Annotated in this window: 16 protein-coding genes; 5 read left to right on the top strand and 11 right to left on the bottom strand. The window is 63.5% G+C overall.

Going from position 1 to position 19,586, the window contains the following annotated elements; all coding sequences use genetic code 11:
- Positions 1–4: 4 nt before the first annotated feature.
- Both gltA and gltX read right to left on the bottom strand, forming a co-directional pair.
- Entirely contained in the window at positions 5–1,333 is a 1,329-nt protein-coding gene (gene gltA / locus AC1DZU_RS23245) for a citrate synthase (protein ID WP_095081430.1), read from the bottom strand.
- Between the two features lie 184 nt (positions 1,334–1,517).
- Positions 1,518–2,942, bottom strand: a complete 1,425-nt coding sequence (gltX, locus tag AC1DZU_RS23240; RefSeq protein WP_477288709.1) for a glutamate--tRNA ligase — start codon at positions 2,940–2,942, stop codon at positions 1,518–1,520.
- 102 nt (positions 2,943–3,044) lie between these two features.
- Between gltX and AC1DZU_RS23235 the strand changes: the two genes are divergently transcribed.
- Complete coding sequence (locus AC1DZU_RS23235) at positions 3,045–5,507, top strand: ComEC/Rec2 family competence protein (protein WP_477288707.1); 2,463 nt, start codon at positions 3,045–3,047, stop codon at positions 5,505–5,507.
- On the opposite strand, the gene lexA is transcribed toward AC1DZU_RS23235, so the two are convergent.
- Positions 5,501–6,238 carry a transcriptional repressor LexA gene (gene lexA, locus AC1DZU_RS23230; RefSeq protein WP_477288705.1) on the bottom strand — a complete coding sequence of 246 codons (738 nt, stop codon included), beginning with the start codon at positions 6,236–6,238 and terminating at the stop codon, positions 5,501–5,503. The genes AC1DZU_RS23235 and lexA overlap by 7 nt on opposite strands.
- A 372-nt stretch (positions 6,239–6,610) precedes the next feature.
- Positions 6,611–7,348 carry a GntR family transcriptional regulator gene (locus AC1DZU_RS23225; protein ID WP_477288703.1) on the bottom strand — a complete coding sequence of 246 codons (738 nt, stop codon included), beginning with the start codon at positions 7,346–7,348 and terminating at the stop codon, positions 6,611–6,613.
- 162 nt (positions 7,349–7,510) lie between these two features.
- Between AC1DZU_RS23225 and kynU the strand changes: the two genes are divergently transcribed.
- Complete coding sequence (gene kynU, locus AC1DZU_RS23220) at positions 7,511–8,758, top strand: kynureninase (RefSeq protein ID WP_477288701.1); 1,248 nt, start codon at positions 7,511–7,513, stop codon at positions 8,756–8,758.
- 28 nt (positions 8,759–8,786) lie between these two features.
- Here kynU and kynA read toward each other — a convergent pair whose 3' ends face one another.
- Both kynA and AC1DZU_RS23210 read right to left on the bottom strand, forming a co-directional pair.
- On the bottom strand, positions 8,787–9,623 hold the full coding sequence (gene kynA / locus AC1DZU_RS23215; RefSeq protein WP_477288699.1) for a tryptophan 2,3-dioxygenase: 837 nt from the start codon (positions 9,621–9,623) through the stop codon (positions 8,787–8,789).
- Positions 9,620–11,245, bottom strand: a complete 1,626-nt coding sequence (locus tag AC1DZU_RS23210; RefSeq protein WP_477288697.1) for an AMP-binding protein — start codon at positions 11,243–11,245, stop codon at positions 9,620–9,622. The genes kynA and AC1DZU_RS23210 overlap by 4 nt, the downstream gene beginning before the upstream one ends.
- A 310-nt stretch (positions 11,246–11,555) precedes the next feature.
- Here AC1DZU_RS23210 and AC1DZU_RS23205 point away from each other — a divergent pair, with 310 nt between their 5' ends.
- The gene (locus AC1DZU_RS23205; protein ID WP_477288695.1) at positions 11,556–12,386 is read left to right on the top strand and encodes an alpha/beta hydrolase; all 831 of its coding nucleotides are present in this window, start codon (positions 11,556–11,558) and stop codon (positions 12,384–12,386) included.
- Positions 12,387–12,434: 48 nt separating this feature from the next.
- On the opposite strand, the gene AC1DZU_RS23200 is transcribed toward AC1DZU_RS23205, so the two are convergent.
- Genes AC1DZU_RS23200 through AC1DZU_RS23180 form a run of 5 tightly spaced genes read right to left on the bottom strand, consistent with a single transcriptional unit; the run spans position 12,435 to position 17,840 of the window.
- Positions 12,435–13,640 carry a molybdopterin molybdotransferase MoeA gene (locus tag AC1DZU_RS23200; RefSeq protein ID WP_477288693.1) on the bottom strand — a complete coding sequence of 402 codons (1,206 nt, stop codon included), beginning with the start codon at positions 13,638–13,640 and terminating at the stop codon, positions 12,435–12,437.
- A complete protein-coding gene (moaC, locus tag AC1DZU_RS23195; RefSeq protein ID WP_477288691.1) occupies positions 13,640–14,122 on the bottom strand; it encodes a cyclic pyranopterin monophosphate synthase MoaC in 483 nt (160 codons plus the stop codon). Before moaC ends, AC1DZU_RS23200 begins: the two co-directional genes overlap by 1 nt.
- Before the next feature lie 2 nt (positions 14,123–14,124).
- Positions 14,125–14,937: an indole-3-glycerol phosphate synthase TrpC gene (trpC, locus tag AC1DZU_RS23190; RefSeq protein ID WP_477288689.1), complete on the bottom strand. Its 813-nt coding sequence runs from the start codon at positions 14,935–14,937 to the stop codon at positions 14,125–14,127.
- A 3-nt stretch (positions 14,938–14,940) separates the two neighbouring features.
- Positions 14,941–15,951 (bottom strand): anthranilate phosphoribosyltransferase, encoded by a 1,011-nt coding sequence (gene trpD / locus AC1DZU_RS23185; RefSeq protein WP_477288687.1) that lies wholly within the window; start codon positions 15,949–15,951, stop codon positions 14,941–14,943.
- On the bottom strand, positions 15,948–17,840 hold the full coding sequence (locus tag AC1DZU_RS23180) for a SurA N-terminal domain-containing protein (protein ID WP_477288685.1): 1,893 nt from the start codon (positions 17,838–17,840) through the stop codon (positions 15,948–15,950). The genes trpD and AC1DZU_RS23180 overlap by 4 nt, the downstream gene beginning before the upstream one ends.
- Before the next feature lie 143 nt (positions 17,841–17,983).
- On the opposite strand from AC1DZU_RS23180, the gene tpiA reads away from it, so the two are divergent.
- Positions 17,984–18,751, top strand: coding sequence for a triose-phosphate isomerase (tpiA, locus tag AC1DZU_RS23175; protein WP_477288683.1), 768 nt, complete (start codon positions 17,984–17,986; stop codon positions 18,749–18,751).
- Positions 18,752–18,899: 148 nt separating this feature from the next.
- Positions 18,900–19,376: a preprotein translocase subunit SecG gene (gene secG / locus AC1DZU_RS23170; RefSeq protein ID WP_457152008.1), complete on the top strand. Its 477-nt coding sequence runs from the start codon at positions 18,900–18,902 to the stop codon at positions 19,374–19,376.
- Positions 19,377–19,586: the final 210 nt, after the last annotated feature.

Genomic DNA, 19,586 nt, shown 5'->3' with positions numbered 1-19,586 from the left:
TCGATCAGCGCTTGGCGATCGGCACGTAGTCACGCTCCGGCGCACCGGTATAGAGCTGGCGCGGACGACCGATCTTCTGGCGCGGGTCCTCGATCATCTCCTTCCACTGCGCGATCCAGCCGACGGTGCGGGCGACCGCGAACAGTACGGTGAACATCGTGGTGGGGAAGCCCAGCGCCTTCAGCGTGATGCCGGAATAGAAGTCGACATTCGGGTAGAGTTTCTTCTCAATGAAATAGGGATCGGTCAGCGCGATCTTTTCCAGCTCCATGGCGATATCGAGCAGCGGATCGTCCTTGATGCCGAGCTCGCCCAGCACCTCATGCGCCGTCTTCTGCATGATCTTGGCGCGCGGATCGTAGTTCTTGTAGACGCGGTGGCCAAAGCCCATCAGCCGGAACGGGTCGTTCTTGTCCTTGGCGCGAGCGATGAATTCCGGGATGTGGTCGACATGGCCGATCTCGCCCAGCATGTTGAGCGCCGCTTCATTGGCGCCGCCATGGGCCGGGCCCCACAGGCAAGCGATGCCGGCGGCGATGCAGGCGAACGGGTTGGCACCCGATGAGCCGGCAAGACGCACGGTCGAGGTCGAGGCGTTCTGCTCGTGATCGGCATGCAGGATGAAGATGCGCTCCATGGCGCGCGCCAGCACCGGATTGATCTTGTACTCCTCGCACGGCACGGCGAAGCACATGTGCAGGAAGTTGGCGGCGAAGTTCAGCTCGTTCTTCGGGTAAATGAAGGGCTGGCCGATATGGTATTTGTAGGCCATCGCCGCGATCGTCGGCATCTTGGCGATCAGCCGCATGGAGGCAACCATGCGCTGGTAAGGGTCGGAGATGTCGGTGGAGTCGTGGTAGAAGGCCGACAGCGCGCCAACGACGCCGCACATCACCGCCATCGGGTGCGCGTCGCGACGGAAGCCGGTGAAGAAGCGCGACATCTGCTCGTGCACCATGGTGTGGCGCGTCACGCGGTAATCGAAATCGTCCTTCTGCGCCTTGGTCGGCAATTCGCCATAGAGCAGGAGATAGCAGACCTCGAGGAAGTCGCCGTGTTCGGCCAACTGGTCGATCGGATAGCCGCGGTGCAAGAGGATGCCGGCGTCGCCGTCGATGAAGGTGATCTCCGACTCGCAGCTTGCGGTCGAAGTGAAGCCGGGATCGTAGGTGAAGGCGCCGGTCGTGCTGTAGAGCGAGGCGATGTCGATGACATCAGGCCCGACCGAGCCGCTTCGCACCTTGAACTCGTGCGTCTTGCCGGCGAATTCAAGCGTTGCCGTGGCCTCGTGGGTGTTGCCGCCCAAATCCAGTTTTTTCGCAGCTTCGGTCATTGCAAACTCCTTCTTGTTTCCTCATGCCGGCAAAGGCAAAATTCCGCAGAGCGACACGTCGAAATCACCGCAATGCGCGTATTCGCCACCGCATTCTAGGAGGTGCGTGCCAGATTGGGCCAGGGCCTAATGTTGCACTGCGAAACGCGCCTTTCAATGCCAATCTTCTTGGGCCAGTTCGCTCCTAATCGATTTGATCCGCTATGCGCGCCAGGCTTTCCTCGCGGCCGAGCACGGCAAGCACGTCGAACACACCCGGCGAGGTGCTTTTGCCAGTCAGGGCGGCGCGCAAAGGCTGGGCCACGGCGCCAAGCTTATGGCCGCCGGCCTGCGCATAGTCGCGCACCGCCGCCTCCGCCGCAGTGGCCGTCCAGTCACCTGAAAGCGCGTTCAAAGCTTCGTGAGCGCCGCGCAGGATCTTGCGCGCGTCTTCGTTGAGCAGAAGTGCCGCCTTGTCGTCGATCGGCAGCGGCCGGGTGGCAAAAAGGAAGGCGGCGCCGTCGACAAGCTCGACCAGTGTCTTGGCGCGCTCCTTCAGGCCCGGCAGCGCGGCCAGCAGTTGCGCCTTGTTCCTGTCGTCGAGGCGCGCGGCCATCGCTGGACCACCCTCGAGATAAGGCAGGGTGGCGATGAAGATGTCGAACAGCTCGGCATCGCTCATGCGGCGCATATGGACGCCGTTCAGCGCCTCCAGTTTGGCGAAGTCGAAGCGGGCGGCGCCCTTGTTGACATCGCCGATGTCGAACCAGGAGATCATGTCCTTGATCGACATGATCTCGTCGTCGCCATGGCTCCAGCCAAGGCGCGCCAGGTAGTTCAGCAACGCCTCCGGCAGGTAGCCCATGGCGCGATAGGCCTCGACGCCGAGCGCGCCGTGCCGCTTCGACAGTTTGGCGCCATCGGCGCCGTGGATCAGCGGGATATGCGACATAGACGGCACGTCCCAGCCCATGGCGTCGTAGATCACCGTCTGGCGGGCCGCGTTGGTCAAATGGTCGTCGCCACGAATGATGTGGGTGACGCCCATGTCGTGGTCGTCGACGACGACGGCATGCATGTAGGTCGGGTTGCCGTCCGAACGCAGGATGATGAAGTCGTCGAGATCCTTGTTGGGGAAGCGCACCTCGCCCTGGACATGGTCGTGCACCACCGTCTCGCCCGCGGTCGGCGCCTTGATGCGGATGGCGCCCTTGGCGCCTGCGGGCGCCTCGGAGGGGTCCCGGTCACGCCAGCGGCCATCATAGCGGGGCGGCAGCCCCTTGGCGCGTGCTGCCTCGCGCATCGCCTCCAGCTCGGCCGGCGTCTCGTAGCTGTAGTAGGCCTTGCCCATGCGCACGAGCTCCTCGGCCACCTCGCGATGACGCGGCGCGCGCTCGAACTGCGAGACGGCCTCGCCATCCCAGGAGAGGCCGAGCCAGGAAAGCCCGTCGAGAATGGCTGCGGTCGCGGCATCGTTGGAGCGCTCGCGATCGGTGTCCTCGATGCGCAGCAGCATCTTGCCGTCCGTGTGCTTTGCGTACAGCCAGTTGAACAGCGCCGTGCGCGCGCCGCCTATGTGCAGGTAACCGGTGGGCGAGGGGGCAAAACGGGTGACGACCTTGTCGGACATGAAACTCTCGGAAACCATCTGAAGCGGGGTGTGGTTGCGCGGACTTTCGCGCATTGCGCGTTCATGTAGCATAGGGTGTCGAGGGCGCAAGGGGCAGACCCGATGGCTGGACGGGGCTGGGGCTCGGATCAGGGCGAGGACGCCGCTATTGGCGTCAGCGAACGGTCCCTGTTTGCGATGCCACTGCCGACTACGTTGCCACCGCCATCACCCATCTTGCCGGACCCCGGCAACCCGCCGTTGCAAGCGGATGTCTCCGCCCCCGTCCCTGTTGCCGAAGCCGGCAGGATCGTGCGCGTGCGCCGGCAAATCGGCCGGATATCACTGCCTCGGCTGCGCCACAGCGTGGCCACGGCAGGAAGCCTGGAGCTTGACCGAGGCGTAGCCTTCCTGCTGGTGCCGGTCTGTCTGGCGATCGGAGCGATCGGCTATTTTTCGCTGACGGTGGAACCAGATTTTGCAAAGCCTGTTGCGGTCGTCGTTCTGACGGGGCTCTGCGCGTTCGTCTCGCGTTCCTGGCCGAAAACCCATCTGTGTTTCATGGCTGTGCTGCTGTGCACGCTCGGCCTGCTCGCCGGCAAGGTCGAGACATGGCGGGCTGGAACGCAGATGCTGGGTTCGGAAATCTCGACCCAAGTGACCGGCCGCGTCGTCTCGCTTGACCGAATGGAGACCGGCCGCATCCGGCTGACCATCGACGTGACGTCGACAGCCAGGCCGAAATTGCGCTATGCCCCGGAGCGGGTTCGGCTTTCGGCACGAAAGACCCCGGCAGAGATAACCGCAGGCTCCCTGGTCACCGGCTACGCCAAGCTGTTACCGCCCACCGGCCCGGTGCGGCCGGACAGCTACGACTTCTCCTTCGACAGCTATTTCGCCGGCATCGGCGGCAGCGGGTTTTTCCTCGGCAATCCGAAGCTTGTCGCCGGCAATGACGACGACATGCCGCCTTCGGCCCGCCTTGCCTCGGAGATAGAAAATGCCCGTGAAGCCATCGCCGACCATATCAGGGGCAGTGTCGGTGGCGCCGAAGGCGAGATCGCCGCGGCGCTGATCGTCGGCGTGCGCGCCGGCATTCCCGACGAGATCAACGAAGCGATGCGGCGCACCGGCATCTACCACGTCATCTCCATTTCAGGACTGCACATGGCGCTGGTCGCAGGCACCATCATGATGCTGATGCGCAGCGCCTTTGCCCTGTTTCCGGACTTTTCCGCGCGCCGGCCCGTCAAGAAATACGCCGCGGCCGCGGCCCTTTTCTCGATCGCCGCCTATCTCGTCATCTCAGGCGTCGTCGTTGCCGCAGAGCGCAGCTTCATCATGCTGGCGGTGATGCTAATTGCGGTGCTGTTCGATCGGGCGGCGCTGACCATGCGCAACCTGGCGATCTCGGCGATCGCGGTCATTTTGGTGTCGCCGCATGAAGTGGTCGGCCCAAGTTTCCAGATGTCATTCGCGGCGACCGCGGCGCTGGTCGGTGCCTATGCCGGCTGGTCGGATCATCGTGCGGCGAAAACGAAACCGCCGCCGCCACGGCGATCTCTGCCTGGCTTTCTCACCAGAAAATTCCTGTTGGCGATGGGCGGCCTTGCCATGACCTCCATCATTGCCGGCAGCGCCACGGCGCTTTTTGCCATCTGGCATTTTCAGCGGGTGTCGCCGCTCAGCCTGTTCGCCAATCTCGCCATTATGCCAATCGTCTCGCTGGTTGTGATGCCTTTCGCCGTCCTCAGTGCGCTGGCGATGCCCTTTGGCGCCGATGGTCCCTTTCTTTACGTGATGGGCAAAGGCCTGACGGTGATGATCGCCATGTCCGGATGGATTTCCGAGCGCTCGCCGGTGGACGCGGTCGGGTTGATTTCGCAGCAGTCTGTCCTGCTGGTGGCGATTGCCTTGGTCATCGCGACGATGGCGACGACATGGCTGCGGCTCGCAGCCCTTCCGTTCGCGCTTGCCGGCCTGTTGACCGTCTCGGACACGCGCGCCCCGGACGTGCTGATCTCGGAGGACGCCAGGCTGGTTGCGCTGCCGATCGGGGGTGGCGAACTCGCCGTCAGCCGGGCACGCCCGAACGAATTCACGGTCGACAACTGGAAACGCGCGCTGACATCCGAAACCATCGTCATGCCGGAGGTGTTCAGCAAAGGAGACGGGCAATTCGAGATAGCCGATGCCGCCGAGTTGCCGTCGGGCGCGCCTTTCTATTGCACATCAGGCATTTGTCTCGCCAAGCATCCGTCTGGTGCGATCATCGCGCATGTCGAAGACCGAAAGGACGCCTGGATGGCCTGCGGCTTCGCCGACCTGATCGTCATCAATGACGCCACGGCCTATGACCCCTGTCACAATCCGCTGGTGCTCGTCATCACCAAACGACAACTGGCCCGCAAGGGTAGCGCGGCCGTCTTCTTCGATCGCCAATCGGCGACCACGCCTGCGACGATCAGCTTCGCGGTGGACGGGTCATACCGGCCCTGGCACACGCAGCGCAAGTTTTCGCGCGAGGCGAGGGGCCTGCCACCCTACCGCAAACCCGAAAAGCCGGTCGCAAGCTCGGCTCAGTAGCGTCTGATCAGCCCGACGAGCTTGCCTTGCACCTTGACCCTGTCCGGTCCGAAAATGCGGGTTTCATAGGCCGGGTTGGCGGCTTCGAGAGCAATCGAGGCACCCTTGCGGCGGAACCGCTTCAGCGTCGCTTCCTCTTCATCCACCAGCGCCACGATGATCTCACCCGGGCTGGCTGTATCGGCGTTGCGGATGATGACGGTATCGCCGTCGAAGATGCCGGCATCGATCATCGAGTCGCCCTTGACCTCAAGGGCATAGTGTTCGCCGCCCATGATCATGTCCGGCGGCACCGAGATCGAATGCGTCTGGTGCTGGATGGCGTCGATCGGCACACCGGCCGCGATGCGTCCCATGACCGGGATCGACACGGCGGAGACCACGTCGTCGTCATTGCCGGCCGAAGGCATCCGTGAAGACGCAGGCTTGAGTTGCCGGCCAAGGCCGCCTTGACCGAGGCTGCCCTGGATGACGCTTGGCGAGAACTTCTTTGCCGCATTGAGGCCTGGCGCGATCGAATCCGGCAGCCGCAGCACTTCCAACGCGCGCGCCCGATTGGGCAGGCGGCGAATGAAGCCGCGCTCCTCCAGCGCCGTGATCAGCCGGTGTATGCCGGATTTGGAGGCAAGGTCGAGTGCTTCCTTCATCTCGTCGAAGGATGGCGGAATGCCGCTTTCCTTGAGCCGTTCATGAATGAACATCAGGAGTTCGTGTTGTTTGCGCGTCAGCATGGCAGCCCCCAGGTTACCCAAAACCAGAATCGGAAAAACAAACCCAGAACAAACACTATCTGTTCCAGTTGTGTTCCGCAACCGTTTAAAGTTTAATGAACTTGTTAAGGTGGCTGAAATTATTTGGCGCCCCGGCAGTGGGTCGCGATCGACGCTTGCCTGCCAACGCCGAGCGCTTGGTTGGATTGAAATTGCTATGGTTAATGACCTGTGGCCCACCCTGTGTCGGGCTTGGCCTCGGCCAACGCTGGAGCTCGACAAGAGGGCTTGGTTCACTTCACCGGTCGTGGCTCCCCGTGAACGAAAGGGAGCCAAAATGCCAACTTTGGCGGAGGAATTGGCCATATCGGCCTTGCCTTGTTCGTCGTCGCATTACCGTTTGTTTGAGCTGCCGTCGCCGGCGTGGACATAGACATGCAGCGTGTAGCCGATGTGGGCAACCATCAGGGTTTTCGCGCGCTCGATGTTGCGATCCAGCGCCGCCTCCATGAGCGCGGTATGATCTTTGATCGCGACGGCCTGGCGCAGCGCCTCCATGGCCTCTTCGTAGCCATGCTGGAGACCGGCGGCCGCACGCAAGGTTGGCGCCAGGCCAAGAAAGCGGTGATGGCGACGCAACTGATCCGCGATCGTGGAGTGGAAGGTCAGCAGCCAGGGGGATGTTGCCGCGCTGAGCAATGCCGCGTGGAAAGCCTCGTGCTTTTCATCCCATTCGTCGACCACGTTGTCGGACGGGTCGTCGACCGCGGTCCTGCTGCGCGACAGCCGATAGTGGGCAGCGACGACGGCGTCCTCCCATTCACGGCCGCCTTTCTCGATCGATTCCTGGAGCAGAGGCAGTTCAACCACCAATCTGGCGCGTGACAGATCTTCCAGCTCGTTGCGCGAGACCGGAGCGACGGCAAAGCCGCGATTGCTGATGGCGGTCACCAGGCGCTCGGCCTCCAATCGCGAGAGCGCCTCGCGCAGCGGTGTCCAGCCGATGCCGTAGCTGTTGCGCAACGCGCTAAGCTTGAGCGGTGCGCCGGGCTTCAGACGGGTGGTGAGGATATCGCGGCGCAGCAGCTTGTAGGCTGCTTCTGTCTTCGAGAAGTGCTCGTCGTCCAGCATTGCCGACCATCCGTACCAATTGGCCGGGTGATTATATATGAAATCCTTCCATTGCGTAAATTATATATAATGTTTGACAACACCCAAGGGACTGCCCATGATCGCCAAATGTTTCACCTGATATGTTCATCTGAGCACGCCCATGCGCGGGGATAGTCGACCATGAATGCAACTCCCGATCTCGCTGCAATCGAGGCGATGGACGCCGCGGACCCGCTACGCGCCATGCGCGATCGTTTCGTCTTGCCGCAAGGGGTGATCTACCTCGACGGCAATTCGCTTGGTGCGGCTTCACCCACCGTCTTCGACGAACTGAACAAGGCCGCGACACAGGAATGGGCGCAGGACCTCATCCGTGCCTGGAACACCGCCGGCTGGTTCGACATGCCGGTCGAGCTTGGCGACCAACTCGGACGCCTGATCGGCGCCGCGGCTGGCCAGACTGTGGTCTGCGATACGACGTCGATCAACATCTACAAGGTGCTACATGCGGCGCTCGCAATGCGGCCGGATCGGTCAGTCATCGTGGCCGAGGGCGACAGCTTCCCAACCGATCTCTATATGGCCGAGGGCGTAGCTTCGACGCGGCCCGGTACGATCCTGCGGCTCGAGGGCGTCGATGCGCCTGATATCGAGGACCTGATCGACGAGCGCGTCGCCGTTATCCTGGTCAACCACGTCAACTACAAATCCGGCCAGTTGCGCGACATGGCGGCGCTGACGCGCAGGGCCCATCAGGCCGGTGCGCTGATCGTCTGGGATCTCTGCCACACCGCCGGTGCGCTGCCAGTCGAACTCGACGGCGCCAATGCCGATTTCGCCATCGGCTGCACCTACAAGTACCTCAATGGCGGCCCGGGTTCGCCAGCCTTCATCTATGCTGCAAAGCGGCATCATGGTGATGTCTATCAGCCGCTCAGCGGCTGGTGGGGGCATGCGCGGCCGTTCGCCTTCGAACAGGGCTATGCCGCCGGCATCGGCATCCGCCGGTTCTTGTGCGGCACGCAGCCGGTGTTGTCGATGCGGGCGCTCAAGGGCGCCCTGGACCTCTGGAACGACGTCGACATGGCGGCGGTGCGCCAAAAGAGCATCGCGCTGACCGATCTGTTCATCCAGATGGTCGAAGCAAGGTGTGGCGCCTACGGGCTCGAGCTTGAAAGTCCGCGCAACGGCAACGAGCGCGGCAGTCAGGTGTCATTCATCCACCCCAGCGGCTACCAGGTGATGCGGGCCTTGATCGAGCGCGGCGTGATCGGCGATTTCCGCGCGCCTTCGACCATCCGCTTCGGTTTCACGCCGCTCTATGTCGGCTACAAGGATGTCTGGCAGGCGGTCGAGGTGCTGGAAGACATCTTGCGCACGGGTGCCTGGCAGGATGCGCGCTTCGCGGTCAAGACCGCGGTCACGTGAGTGTACGTCGCCCAAAAGCAAAGACAGATCAGAGCCGGGTGCGAACTGTCCAGAGTTCCGGAAACAGGACGACCTCGAGCATCTTTTTCAGGTAGGACGCCCCCGATGTGCCACCGGTGCCGCGCTTCAGGCCGATGATGCGTTCGACCGTGGTCACGTGGTTGAAGCGCCAGCGGCGGAAATAATCCTCGAAGTCGACCAGTTTTTCAGCCAGTTCGTAGAACATCCAGTAGCGCTGCGGGTCGCGATAGACTGTCTGCCAGGCAACCAGGACTTCTTCATTCTCGGTGCGCGTCTCGCGCCAGTCGGCACGGTTGGCGTCGGCACCGATGTCGAATCCGTTGCGGGCGAGCAGCAGCAGCGCTTCGTCGTAGAGCGACGGCTCGGCCAGGATCGCCTCAAGCTTCCCGCTGAGGTCCGGCCGGTGCTTGTGCGGGCCGAGCATGGCGAGGTTGCGGTTGCCGGCCATGAACTCGATGGCGCGATACTGCCAGGACTGGAAACCCGAGGACTGGCCGAGAGCGTCGCGGAACTCGGTGTATTCGCTCGGTGTCATCGTCCGCAGCACGTCCCAAGCGTTGTTCAACTGCTCGAAGATGCGGGCGACGCGCGACAGCATCTTGAAGCTCGGCTCGAGGCGGTCGGCGCGGATCGAGCGGATCGCGGCACCGATCTCGTGCAGGGCAAGCTTCATCCAGAGCTCGGAGGTCTGATGCTGGATGATGAACAGCATCTCGTCATGCGCCGACGACAGCGGCGTCTGGGCTTCTAGCACTTTCTCCAGGTGCAGATAGTCGCTGTAGGACATGCGCTCCTTGAACGACATCTGTGCGCCTTCGGACGCCGGATCGTATGGCTCGCTCAACTGATTTTCTCCGTGCGCAGCCGGAAGCGCTGGATTTTGCCGGTCTGCGTCTTGGGCAACGCAGCAATGAACTTCACCGATCGCGGATACTTGTAGGGCGCGATCGTCGCTTTGACATGGTCCTGCAGGCGCTTGATGGTCATCGCGTCGGGTGCCACACCTTGCACCAGCACGACATGCGCCTCGACGATCTGGCCGCGTTCGGCATCCTCAGCACCGATGACAGCGCATTCAGCAACATCCGGATGCGCCAGCAGCGCGGCCTCGACCTCGGGGCCGGCGATGTTGTAGCCGGCGCTGACGATCATGTCGTCGGAGCGCGCGGCGAAATGGAAGAAGCCGTTTTCGTCCTGCGTGAAGGTGTCGCCGGTGAGGTTCCAGCCGTCGCGAACGTACTCCTTCTGCCTGTCGTCAGCCATGTAGCGGCAGCCGGTCGGGCCGCGCACCGCCAGCCTGCCGGTCGCGCCGCGCGGCACCTCGTGCATCTCGTCATCGACAATGCGCGCCTCGTAGCCGCCAACCGGCTTGCCGGTCGACGCAGGCTTCATGTCGTCGAAGCGGTTGGAGATGAAGATGTGCAGCATTTCGGTGGCGCCGATGCCGTCGAGGATCGGCTTGCCGGTCTTTTGCGTCCACTCCTCGAAGACTGGAGCGGGCAAGGTCTCGCCGGCCGAAACGGCAACGCGCAGCGATGACAGGTCGGCACCCTCATCCATGGCCTTCAGCATGGCGCGATAGGCGGTTGGCGCGGTGAAGGAGATGGTCGCTTTGTAGGTTTCGATGATGTGTATCATGTTGGGTGGCGTCGCCTGTTCGAGCAGCGTCGCCGCCGCACCGAAGCGCAGGGGAAAGATGGCGAGGCCGCCAAGACCAAAGGTGAAAGCCAATGGCGGCGAGCCCACAAAGATGTCGTCCGGCGTCACCTGGAGGATTTCGCGGGCATAGGCGTCGGCGATGATCAGGAGGTCGCGGTGGAAATGCATCGTAGCCTTCGGCACGCCTGTCGTGCCCGAGGTGAAGCCAAGCAGCGCGACGTCGTCGCGGCCAGTGTTGACGGCGCTAAAAACGACCGACTTGTCGAGGGCCGCCCGATCAAGTTCGGCATCATGATTGGCGGTGCCGTCGAAGCAGATGACCTGCTTGAGGAACGCGCTGTCCTTGGCGCAAGCGGTCATCTCGTCCATCAACCTGGTGTCGCAAAGCGCGATCGTGATTTCCGCCTTGTCGACGATCTTGGCGAGCTCACCGGCGCGCAGCATCGGCATGGTGTTGACGACCACGGCTCCGACCTTGGTGGCGGCCAGCCAGCAGGCGACCATGGCGGGGTTGTTGGCCGAGCGGATCAGCACCCGGTTACCCGGCTTGACGCCGTAGTTCTCGACCAGCGCGTGGGCCAGCCTGTTCGTCCAGTCGGACAGTTCCTTGTAGGTGCGGCGGCGGCCATTGCCGATCAGGGCGGTGTGGTCACCCAGGCCCTTCTCGACCAGCCTGTCGGTGAGTTCGACGCCGGCGTTGAGATGTTCGGGATAGTCGAAACCGTCGAGCAGGAAGTCCGGACATTGCTCCGGCGGCGGCAGGTGATCGCGCGTGAACGTGTCGATATGCGCTGAAGGCCCAAGCATGTCGCCGCTATCCTGTCTGCTGCCTGGCCAGCGCGCGAGCCGCCTGGCCTGGTTGGGTGGATCTGAAGGTCCTGCTTTTGAGGAGGTTTTCGTGCTGCCAGTCGCACCTTGCTCGACACGACCCGAAAGGGCGTACATTGCAGGTTTGGGCAACACAGCAGACCTCCCATTGTCGGCTGTTCTTGACGGTAAGATCGCACCAGTCGAAATTTGTTTCAAGCCTAAAATGTTTTTGTTCTGGAGCATTGACGCATGGCGTGGCGGTGGCCATTGCTAGCGCAGAAACGATCCCGTTTGGGGGAGGGTACCGATGCCTAGACATCGCATTGCCGATTGGGACAACGCCTATGCCAACAGCGCGAACATCGCCGGCAGCGACCGCTGGCCGGCCGCGTGGGTGGAGCCGGCGCAAGCGTTTCGTGACGCGCTTTCGGCAGAGGGCCGGGCACGGCTCGACATCGCCTATGGCGGCGGACGGCGCAATCGCCTCGATCTCTTCTTGCCCAGTGCCACGCCCAAGGGATTGGTGGTGTTCATCCATGGCGGCTACTGGATGGCGTTCGACAAGAGTTTCTGGTCGCATCTCGCCAATGGTGCGGTCAGCAGCGGCTTTGCCGTGGCGATGCCCTCCTACACGCTCTGCCCCGAAATCCGCATCGCCGGCATCGTCCAGGAGATCGGCGAGGCGATCGGCAAGGCGGCAGGACTGGTCGACGGGCCGCTGATGTTGACGGGCCATTCGGCCGGCGGACATCTCGCCAGCCGCATGGTTACGGCGACAACGCCGCTGGCGGCCGATGTGGCGCGGCGCATACGCCACGTCGTTTCGATTTCAGGCCTCCACGACCTGCGCCCGATCATGCGCACCGAGATGAACGCGACACTGGCAATCGACGAGCAGGAGGCGCTTGCCGAAAGCCCGGCGCTGTTGCGTCCCATGGATGGTGCCCGCATCACCTGTTGGGCCGGTGGTGGTGAACGCGCGGAGTTCCTTCGCCAGAACGCCTTGCTTGCCAATATCTGGACCGGCCTCGATGCCACGACCTCTACCGTGGTCGAGCCCGACCGGCACCATTACAGCATCGTCGACGGCCTTGCCGATCCGGCGCATCCACTGACCCGGACCTTGATCTCGGAATAGCGCCGAGTCCGTTTTCGGCTTGTCGTCAATGGCTTGTTTGGCGAATCTTCAGCGTAACATCAGCACGCTGCAGGCTTCGCCAGCGTCCGCTGCGGGGGCAAACGGTGCCCGCACGATCAGCCCGTTGGCATCAGCCAGCATTCTTAGCATCGAAGAATCCTGTATGCCGAACGGCGTCGCCATCAGCGCGCCGTTGTCGTCCCGGACCACCGCCCGCACATAGTCCTGGCGCAAATCATTGGCCGGCATTGCCGAGTCCAATCGCGCCGGACGAATGTCCTGGCGGTGCTCGCGGCCACCGAGTCGCGCCAGCAGCGGCTTCAGGAACAGCTGCGAGCAGACCAGGCTTGCCACCGGATTGCCGGGCAGGCCGATGCATCTGATGTGGCCGAGGCGGCCGAACATCAGCGGCTTGCCGGGGCGCATGGCGATCTTCCAGAAGCCGAGCGTCATGCCTTCGCCGGTCAGCACGTCGTGGATCAGATCATGGTCGCCGACCGAGGCACCACCCAGCGTAACGATGACGTCCGCGCCGGCCGCGACCGCTTTCTGCACCAGCGCGGCGATGGCCTCCTTGCGGTCGGCGGCAATGCCGAGATCGAGCGCACGAGCGCCGACCGACTGCGCCGCCGCGGCGACACCATAGGCATTGGACGAGATGATCTGGTCCGGCCCGAGTTCGCTGCCGGGCGGCAACAATTCGTCGCCGGTGGCGATGATGGCGACCAGCGGCCGTTTCACCACGTTGACCCGTGGATGGTTGGCCGACGCCGTCAGCGACAATGCCGCCGGATCGAGCACGCGGCCTTTTTCCAGCAGGATATCGCCTTTCGAGAAGTCGAGGCCGACGCGGCGGATGTTGCGCCATTCCGCCGTCGGCTCGGTTACTTCGACGTCGCCACCACCGAGGTCGCGGACATTCTCCTGAATGACGATGGTGTCGGCGCCTTGGGGTAGCGGCGCACCGGTGAAGATACGCACGGCTTGTGCCTTGCCGACCGTGCCGTCAAAGCCACGCCCGGCAGGCGCCATGCCGATCACGGAAAGTCTCGACGGCACCGACGCCACATCCACGGCGCGCACCGCGTAGCCATCCATGGCGGAAGCGTTGAAAGGTGGCTGGGTGCGGAGCGCTGCGACCGGTTCGGCCAGCACGCGATCAACAGCCTCGAACAGCGGAACGCTTTCGCCCGCCAAAGGTGCTGCACCCTCAAGCAAGCGTTCGAGCGCCTCGGCGACCGGAACCAGCGCCATCAGGCGTCCACTTTGTAGTCGCCCGACTTGCCGCCGGTCTTTTCGACCAGTCGGATGCCGGAAATGATCATGGCGCGATCCACCGCCTTGGCCATGTCGTAGATGGTGAGGCAGGCCACCGAAGCGGCGGTCAACGCTTCCATCTCGACGCCCGTCTTGCCGGTGACACGCGCCAGCGCGGTGACCTTCAGTCCGGGCAAGGCATGGTCGGGCTCGATGTCGACGGAAACCTTCGTCAGGAGCAGCGGATGGCAGAGCGGGATCAATTCATGCGCTTTCTTCGCCGCCATGATGCCGGCGATGCGCGCAGTGCCAAGCACATCGCCCTTCTTGGCGTTGCCTTCGAGAATCATGGTCAGCGTCTCGGGCTGCATCGCGACAAAACCCTCGGCGATTGCGGTACGCGTCGTCTCCGCCTTGTCGCCGACATCGACCATGTTGGCCTCGCCCTGCGCGCCGAGATGGGTGAGGGCAGCCGTCATCGTCAGATGGCCTCGACCGGTGCCTTGCCCGTCAGAAGAAGGCGCGTCGCCGTGGTGACGTCCTGTTGCCGCATCAGGCTTTCGCCGACAAGGAAGGTGCCGATGTCGCTCTTTTGCAGCCTGAGGCAATCGTCATGCGAGAAAATGCCGCTCTCGCTGACCAGCAGGCGGTCGGCTGGCACCATCGACGCCAGCCGCTCCGAGGTTTCGAGGCTGGTCTCGAATGTTCTGAGATTGCGGTTGTTGATGCCGATCAGCCGCGACGACAGTTTTAGCGCGCGCTGCGTCTCGGCTTCGTCATGCACTTCGACCAGCGCATCCATGCCGAGTTCAAACGCCGTCGATTCGAGATCGCTGGCCAATGCGTCGTCGACGCTGGCCATGATGATCAGGATGGCGTCCGCGCCCCMGGCGCGGGCTTCGTAGACCTGATACGGATCGAACAGAAAATCCTTGCGCAGCGCGGGCAGAGCGACGGCGGCCCGCGCCCTGGTGAGAAATTCGGGCGCACCCTGGAAAGACGGCGCGTCGGTCAGCACCGAAAGACAGGCGCCGCCGCCTTTCGCATAGGCCTGCGCCAATGCCGGCGGGTCGAAATCGGCGCGGATCAGGCCCTTGGAGGGACTTGCCTTCTTGATCTCGGCGATCAGCGCGAAGGCGCCGGATTTGCGCTTGGTCTCGAGCGCGGCAAGAAAGCCGCGCGGTGCGTCCGCGTCCTTCGCTCGCGCCTTGATCTCGGCCAAAGGCACGCGTGCCTTTGCCGTTGCGATCTCGTCGCGCTTGTAGGCCTCGATCTTGCGAAGAATGTCAGACACGCTCTACCCGTTCGAAATCTCGATCAGCCGGTCAAGCACTTGCAGCGCCCGGCCGCTGTCGATGGCTTGCGCGGCGAGCGCGATGCCGTCGCCAAGTGTCGTCGCCTTGCCGGCGACCACAAGTCCGGCGCCGGCATTCATCAGCACAGTATCGCGATAGGCGCCGGCAGCGCCACTCAGCATATCGCGCAATGCGTCGGCGTTGTAGGCTGCGTCGCCACCACGCAATTCATCCTTGGTGTGACGCGCCAGCCCGACCGCTTCGGGGGTCAGCGTGAAGCTGCGGATCTCGCCGCCGATCAGTTCGGCGACATGGGTCTCCCCGGTGGTCGTGATCTCGTCATAGCCGTCGCCATGGGCAACCCAGGCATGCTCGGCACCCAGCGCTTTCAGCGTCTCGGCCACCGGCAAGATCCATTCCGGCAGGAATACACCGACCATCTGCCGCTTGACGCCAGCCGGATTGGAGAGGGGCCCAAGCAGGTTGAAGATGGTGCGGGTGCCGAGTTCGACGCGGGTCGGGCCGACATGCTTCATCGCCGGATGGTGTGCGGGCGCGAACATGAAGCCGACGCCCGTCTCATGGATGCAACGGCCGATGAATTCGGGCGATATGTCGATCTTGACCCCGAGCGCGACCAGCACGTCGGCGGCCCCGGTCAGCGACGATAGCCCGCGATTGCCGTGCTTGGCAACCGGCACGCCGCTGCCGGCGATAACAAACGCCGACCCCGTCGAGATGTTGACGCTGTGGGAATTGTCACCGCCGGTGCCGACGATATCGATGGCGCCGGCCGGCGCGTCGACGCGCAGCATCTTGGCGCGCATGGTGGCGACGGCGCCGGAAATCTCGCTCACCGTCTCGCCGCGCACGCGCAGCGCCATCAGGAAGCCGCCGATCTGGCCGGGTGTTGCGTCGCCCGACATGATGATGTCGAAGGCCTCGCGCGCTTCCTCGAAGGAAAGCGCGCTTCCGGTCGCGACCTTGGCGATATGGGTTTTCAGCGCGCTCATCTTGTCGAGGCTTGGGCGACGGCGGCCTGGTCGATGCGAACGTCGAATTGCGTCTGCAACTGCGCCACCAACTGGTCGAGCAGATCGTCCGACATGCCGGAGGTGAAGGATTTCTGTGCGTCGTCAGGCACGGAGCTGGCGTCAGCTCCGGCGGGCTCGAATACTTCCGCGACCTTGTACAGGATCTGTCCGTCGCCGGTGGGCGAGGGGATCAGCCCGGTGCCGCCTTCGCCGACGCCGAACATTGCTGCGGCGCCCTCCTTGCCGAAGTCGACATCGTCGGCCTCGCGCTTGACGCCGCGCTTGGTCTGCTTTTCCAGCTTCAGTTCGCCGGCGATGACGTCGAGCGTTGCGCCGGCCTTGAGCCGCTTTTCGAGTTCGCCTGCCTTGGCGGTGAGGCGCTTGGTTGTTTCGGCCGCGGTCCAGTCGGCGACGACTTTCTGGCGAGCCTCGTCCAGCGTGCGGTCGCGAGCCGGTGTGATGGAAGCCACCTCATAGAAAACGAAGCCGTTATCCGCCGTGGTCAAGGCGTCGTTTTCCGTGTTGGGTTCAGCGTCGAAGACAGCCTTGATCAATTCCGGCGATTGCGGCAGGTCCTTGACGATGCTTGCGTCAGGTCTCAGGCCGCTGCGATCGATGGCGTCGATGGTGACGATCTTCAGCTTCAACTTGGTGGCGGCGTCGGCCAGCGAGCCGCCAGCGGCGCGGGTGTCTTCGTAATTGTCACGCACGTCCAGGAGGATGCGACTTGCCTCGCCCAGCGCCAGATCCTTGCGGATCTGGTCGGACACTTCGGCCAGCGGCTTCACCACCTGGGGCTTGATTTCGGTGACGCGCAGCAGCACCGGACCGAAGGCTCCCTGCACGACCTGGCTGACTTCATTCGCATTGAGTGCGAAGGCCGCGTCGGCGACCGCCTTGTCGGCGATCTTGTCCTTGGCCAGCGTGCCCAGCAACGTATCGGCCGGGGTCTTGCCTTCCGCCGTGACAAGCTTGTCGAAGGTGGCGCCGGCCTTGAGCGAATCGAGCGCGGCCTTGGCCGCGTCAGGTGTCTTGAACACAAGCTGCTCGATGGTGCGCAGCTCCGGCGTCGTGTAGCGCGCCTTGTTCTTGTTGTAGTCGTCGCTGACCTGTTGGTCGGTGACGGCGGTCGTATCCATGATGTCGACCGGTTCGAGGCGGACATAGGAGAATTTGCGGTATTCTGGTGCCGCGTACGCCTTCTTGTTGGCGTCGAAATAGGCCGAGAGCACGCTGTCGGACGGCGCCCCGATCGGCTCGACCAGTGCCTTGGGCAGCGTCAAATAATCGATGGTGCGGTCTTCGCCGCGGTAGAGCGCGACCGCCTTGAAGAAAGTATCAGGCGCCTTGAGGCCATCCGAGACCGCCTCGACGATCTGCTGGCGCACCGCCACCTGGGCACGGTTCTTCAGATAATCCGCAGGCCGCATGCCAATCTGCTGCAACATATATTCGAAGGTTCGCCTGTCGAACTGGCCGCCAGGACCCTTGAAGGCTGGATCTTCGCGCGTCAGCTCGGCCAGCCGGTCCTTGGAGAGGCCGAGGCCCAGCTTGCGGGCCTGTTCGTCGAGAACGGCTCCCGAGACGAGCTGCGCCAGTACCTGGTTGTCGATACCGAGCGCCTTTGCCTGTTCGTGGGTGAGACGCTGGCCGAATTGCTGCGACATGACGGCGAGTTGGCGGTCATAGGCGAGACGGTATTCGTTGATCGACACCTTGGTGCCGCCGGCGAAAATAACCGAATCGTGGCCGGCGAAACCGCCCATCAGCCGTCCGGAAATGCCCCAGACCAAAAAGCTGAGCACCAGCAACACTAGTAGACCCTTCGCGACCCAGGTACCCGCCGCGCTTCTCAATACACCAAGCATCGTTACTTCCGATTTATGCGCATTTTCGCATGCGCCGAGTCTGAAACAAGCGCAATAGCGCCCTTCCGGTCCACTGTCGATTGCTTTGTGGCCTGATTTTGGTAGTGAGGGCCAGAGCCTGATATCGCCCGGAGAAGCAACCCATGACGCCAGGAATTCGCCCGCTCGTCGCCGGCAACTGGAAAATGAACGGCACCAGTGCCTCGCTCAACGAGCTCAGGATGATCGGCAACGGTTTCATGAGTGGGCTCGATGCGGAGACCGAAGCGCTGGTTTGCGTTCCCGCAACCCTGCTTGCCCACGCAGCCGAGATTCTGTCACGCACTCCGGTCCACGCCGGCGGCGAGGATTGCCACACCAAGGAAAGCGGCGCCTACACCGGCTGCATCTCGGCGGAAATGCTGAAGGATGCCGGCGCGAGCCATGTCATCGTCGGCCATTCCGAGTGCCGCGAGCAACGCGGTGAGGATGACGCGACGGTCCAGGCCAAGGCTTCAGCCGCCTGGCGCGCCGGGCTTGTGGCCATCATTTGCATTGGCGAGACGCAGCAGCAGCGTGAAGCGGGCGCCACGCTCGATGTGCTGTCGCGGCAGGTCGCCGGCTCGGTACCGCCAAGCGCCACCCCGTCCAACACCGTCATTGCCTATGAGCCAGTGTGGGCGATCGGCACCGGCCTGACGCCGACCGCGACCGATGTGGCCGAAGCACACGCACATATCCGCGAAAAACTGTCGGAAAAGCTCGACGGCGTTGCAGCCAAGATGCGCATTCTCTATGGCGGCTCGGTCAAGCCCTCCAACGCGGTCGAACTGCTCGGCGTCAGGAATGTCGACGGCGCGCTGGTCGGCGGCGCCAGCCTGAAAGCGGCGGACTTCCTTGCCATCGCCGAGGCTTATCGCAGCATCGCCTAGGGGTGGACGGCGCCGGAAATCGTTGCAAAGGGAGCGTTGCTTCCCATATTCCGGCCACGGGCTTGGAAATGCCATCAAAGCATTGTATTGAGCCGCCTCCAATTCACCGGTCGGTCCGCGACCGGGCAAGGCCTTGCCAGGATAAACTATGGAAACCGTACTGATCGTCATCCATCTCATGGTCGTGCTCGCCCTTGTCGGCGTGGTGCTGCTGCAGCGCTCCGAAGGCGGCGGCCTCGGCATCGGCGGCGGATCCGGCTTCATGACCGCGCGCGGTGCGGCCAATGCGCTGACGCGTGCGACGGCGATCCTGGCGGCCGCCTTCTTCGCCACGTCGCTGACACTGTCGATCGTCGCCCGCTACGGCGAGAAGCCGATCGACATCCTCGACCGCGTGCCCGCGACATCTGACGGCGCCGGCAAGGGTGTGCTCAACCAATTGCCAGGCACGACCACTCCGGCGCCCGCCGGCAACACCGCGCCGAAGCCGCCGTCCGGCAACGATGCCGCGGCAACGCCTCCGGCGACTGCCCCGGCCATGGCGCCCGCCGCCGGCTCGACTCAGCCCGCGACCAACGGTACCACGCCCGCTGCACCGGCGACCCCGCAGGTCCCGAACCAGTAGTCTCCAGCGCCTGAAGCCGCGATCTGTTGTCGTTTGAACACAGTCGCGGCAAATGCAGCACGATCACGAAGAATCGAGTGCTTGCAATGTGGCGTTACCCTTGAGGCGTCCGCGCTTATTCGACTATAGATTGCGCGCGGCATTTCCGGCGCCCTTGGGGGGCGCTGAGCGACGCCGTGGGCAACAAGCATAGAACGATCGGATCTTCGC

This window comes from Mesorhizobium sp. P2_A12, from assembly GCF_056405075.1.
Note: the sequence above shows the minus strand (reverse complement) of the source record. Positions and strands in the feature narration are given on the sequence as shown.

Bases quoted from the DNA above. Each gene is read 5' to 3' on its own strand.
- gltA (WP_095081430.1), bottom strand. From the start codon at position 1,333: ATGACCGAAGCTGCGAAAAAACTGGATTTGGGCGGCAACACCCACGAG.
- gltX (WP_477288709.1), bottom strand. From the start codon at position 2,942: ATGTCCGACAAGGTCGTCACCCGTTTTGCCCCCTCGCCCACCGGTTAC.
- AC1DZU_RS23235 (WP_477288707.1), top strand. From the start codon at position 3,045: ATGGCTGGACGGGGCTGGGGCTCGGATCAGGGCGAGGACGCCGCTATT.
- lexA (WP_477288705.1), bottom strand. From the start codon at position 6,238: ATGCTGACGCGCAAACAACACGAACTCCTGATGTTCATTCATGAACGG.
- AC1DZU_RS23225 (WP_477288703.1), bottom strand. From the start codon at position 7,348: ATGCTGGACGACGAGCACTTCTCGAAGACAGAAGCAGCCTACAAGCTG.
- kynU (WP_477288701.1), top strand. From the start codon at position 7,511: ATGAATGCAACTCCCGATCTCGCTGCAATCGAGGCGATGGACGCCGCG.
- AC1DZU_RS23210 (WP_477288697.1), bottom strand. From the start codon at position 11,245: ATGCTTGGGCCTTCAGCGCATATCGACACGTTCACGCGCGATCACCTG.
- AC1DZU_RS23205 (WP_477288695.1), top strand. From the start codon at position 11,556: ATGCCTAGACATCGCATTGCCGATTGGGACAACGCCTATGCCAACAGC.
- AC1DZU_RS23200 (WP_477288693.1), bottom strand. From the start codon at position 13,640: ATGGCGCTGGTTCCGGTCGCCGAGGCGCTCGAACGCTTGCTTGAGGGT.
- moaC (WP_477288691.1), bottom strand. From the start codon at position 14,122: ATGACGGCTGCCCTCACCCATCTCGGCGCGCAGGGCGAGGCCAACATG.
- trpD (WP_477288687.1), bottom strand. From the start codon at position 15,951: ATGAGCGCGCTGAAAACCCATATCGCCAAGGTCGCGACCGGAAGCGCG.
- AC1DZU_RS23180 (WP_477288685.1), bottom strand. From the start codon at position 17,840: ATGCTTGGTGTATTGAGAAGCGCGGCGGGTACCTGGGTCGCGAAGGGT.
- tpiA (WP_477288683.1), top strand. From the start codon at position 17,984: ATGACGCCAGGAATTCGCCCGCTCGTCGCCGGCAACTGGAAAATGAAC.
- secG (WP_457152008.1), top strand. From the start codon at position 18,900: ATGGAAACCGTACTGATCGTCATCCATCTCATGGTCGTGCTCGCCCTT.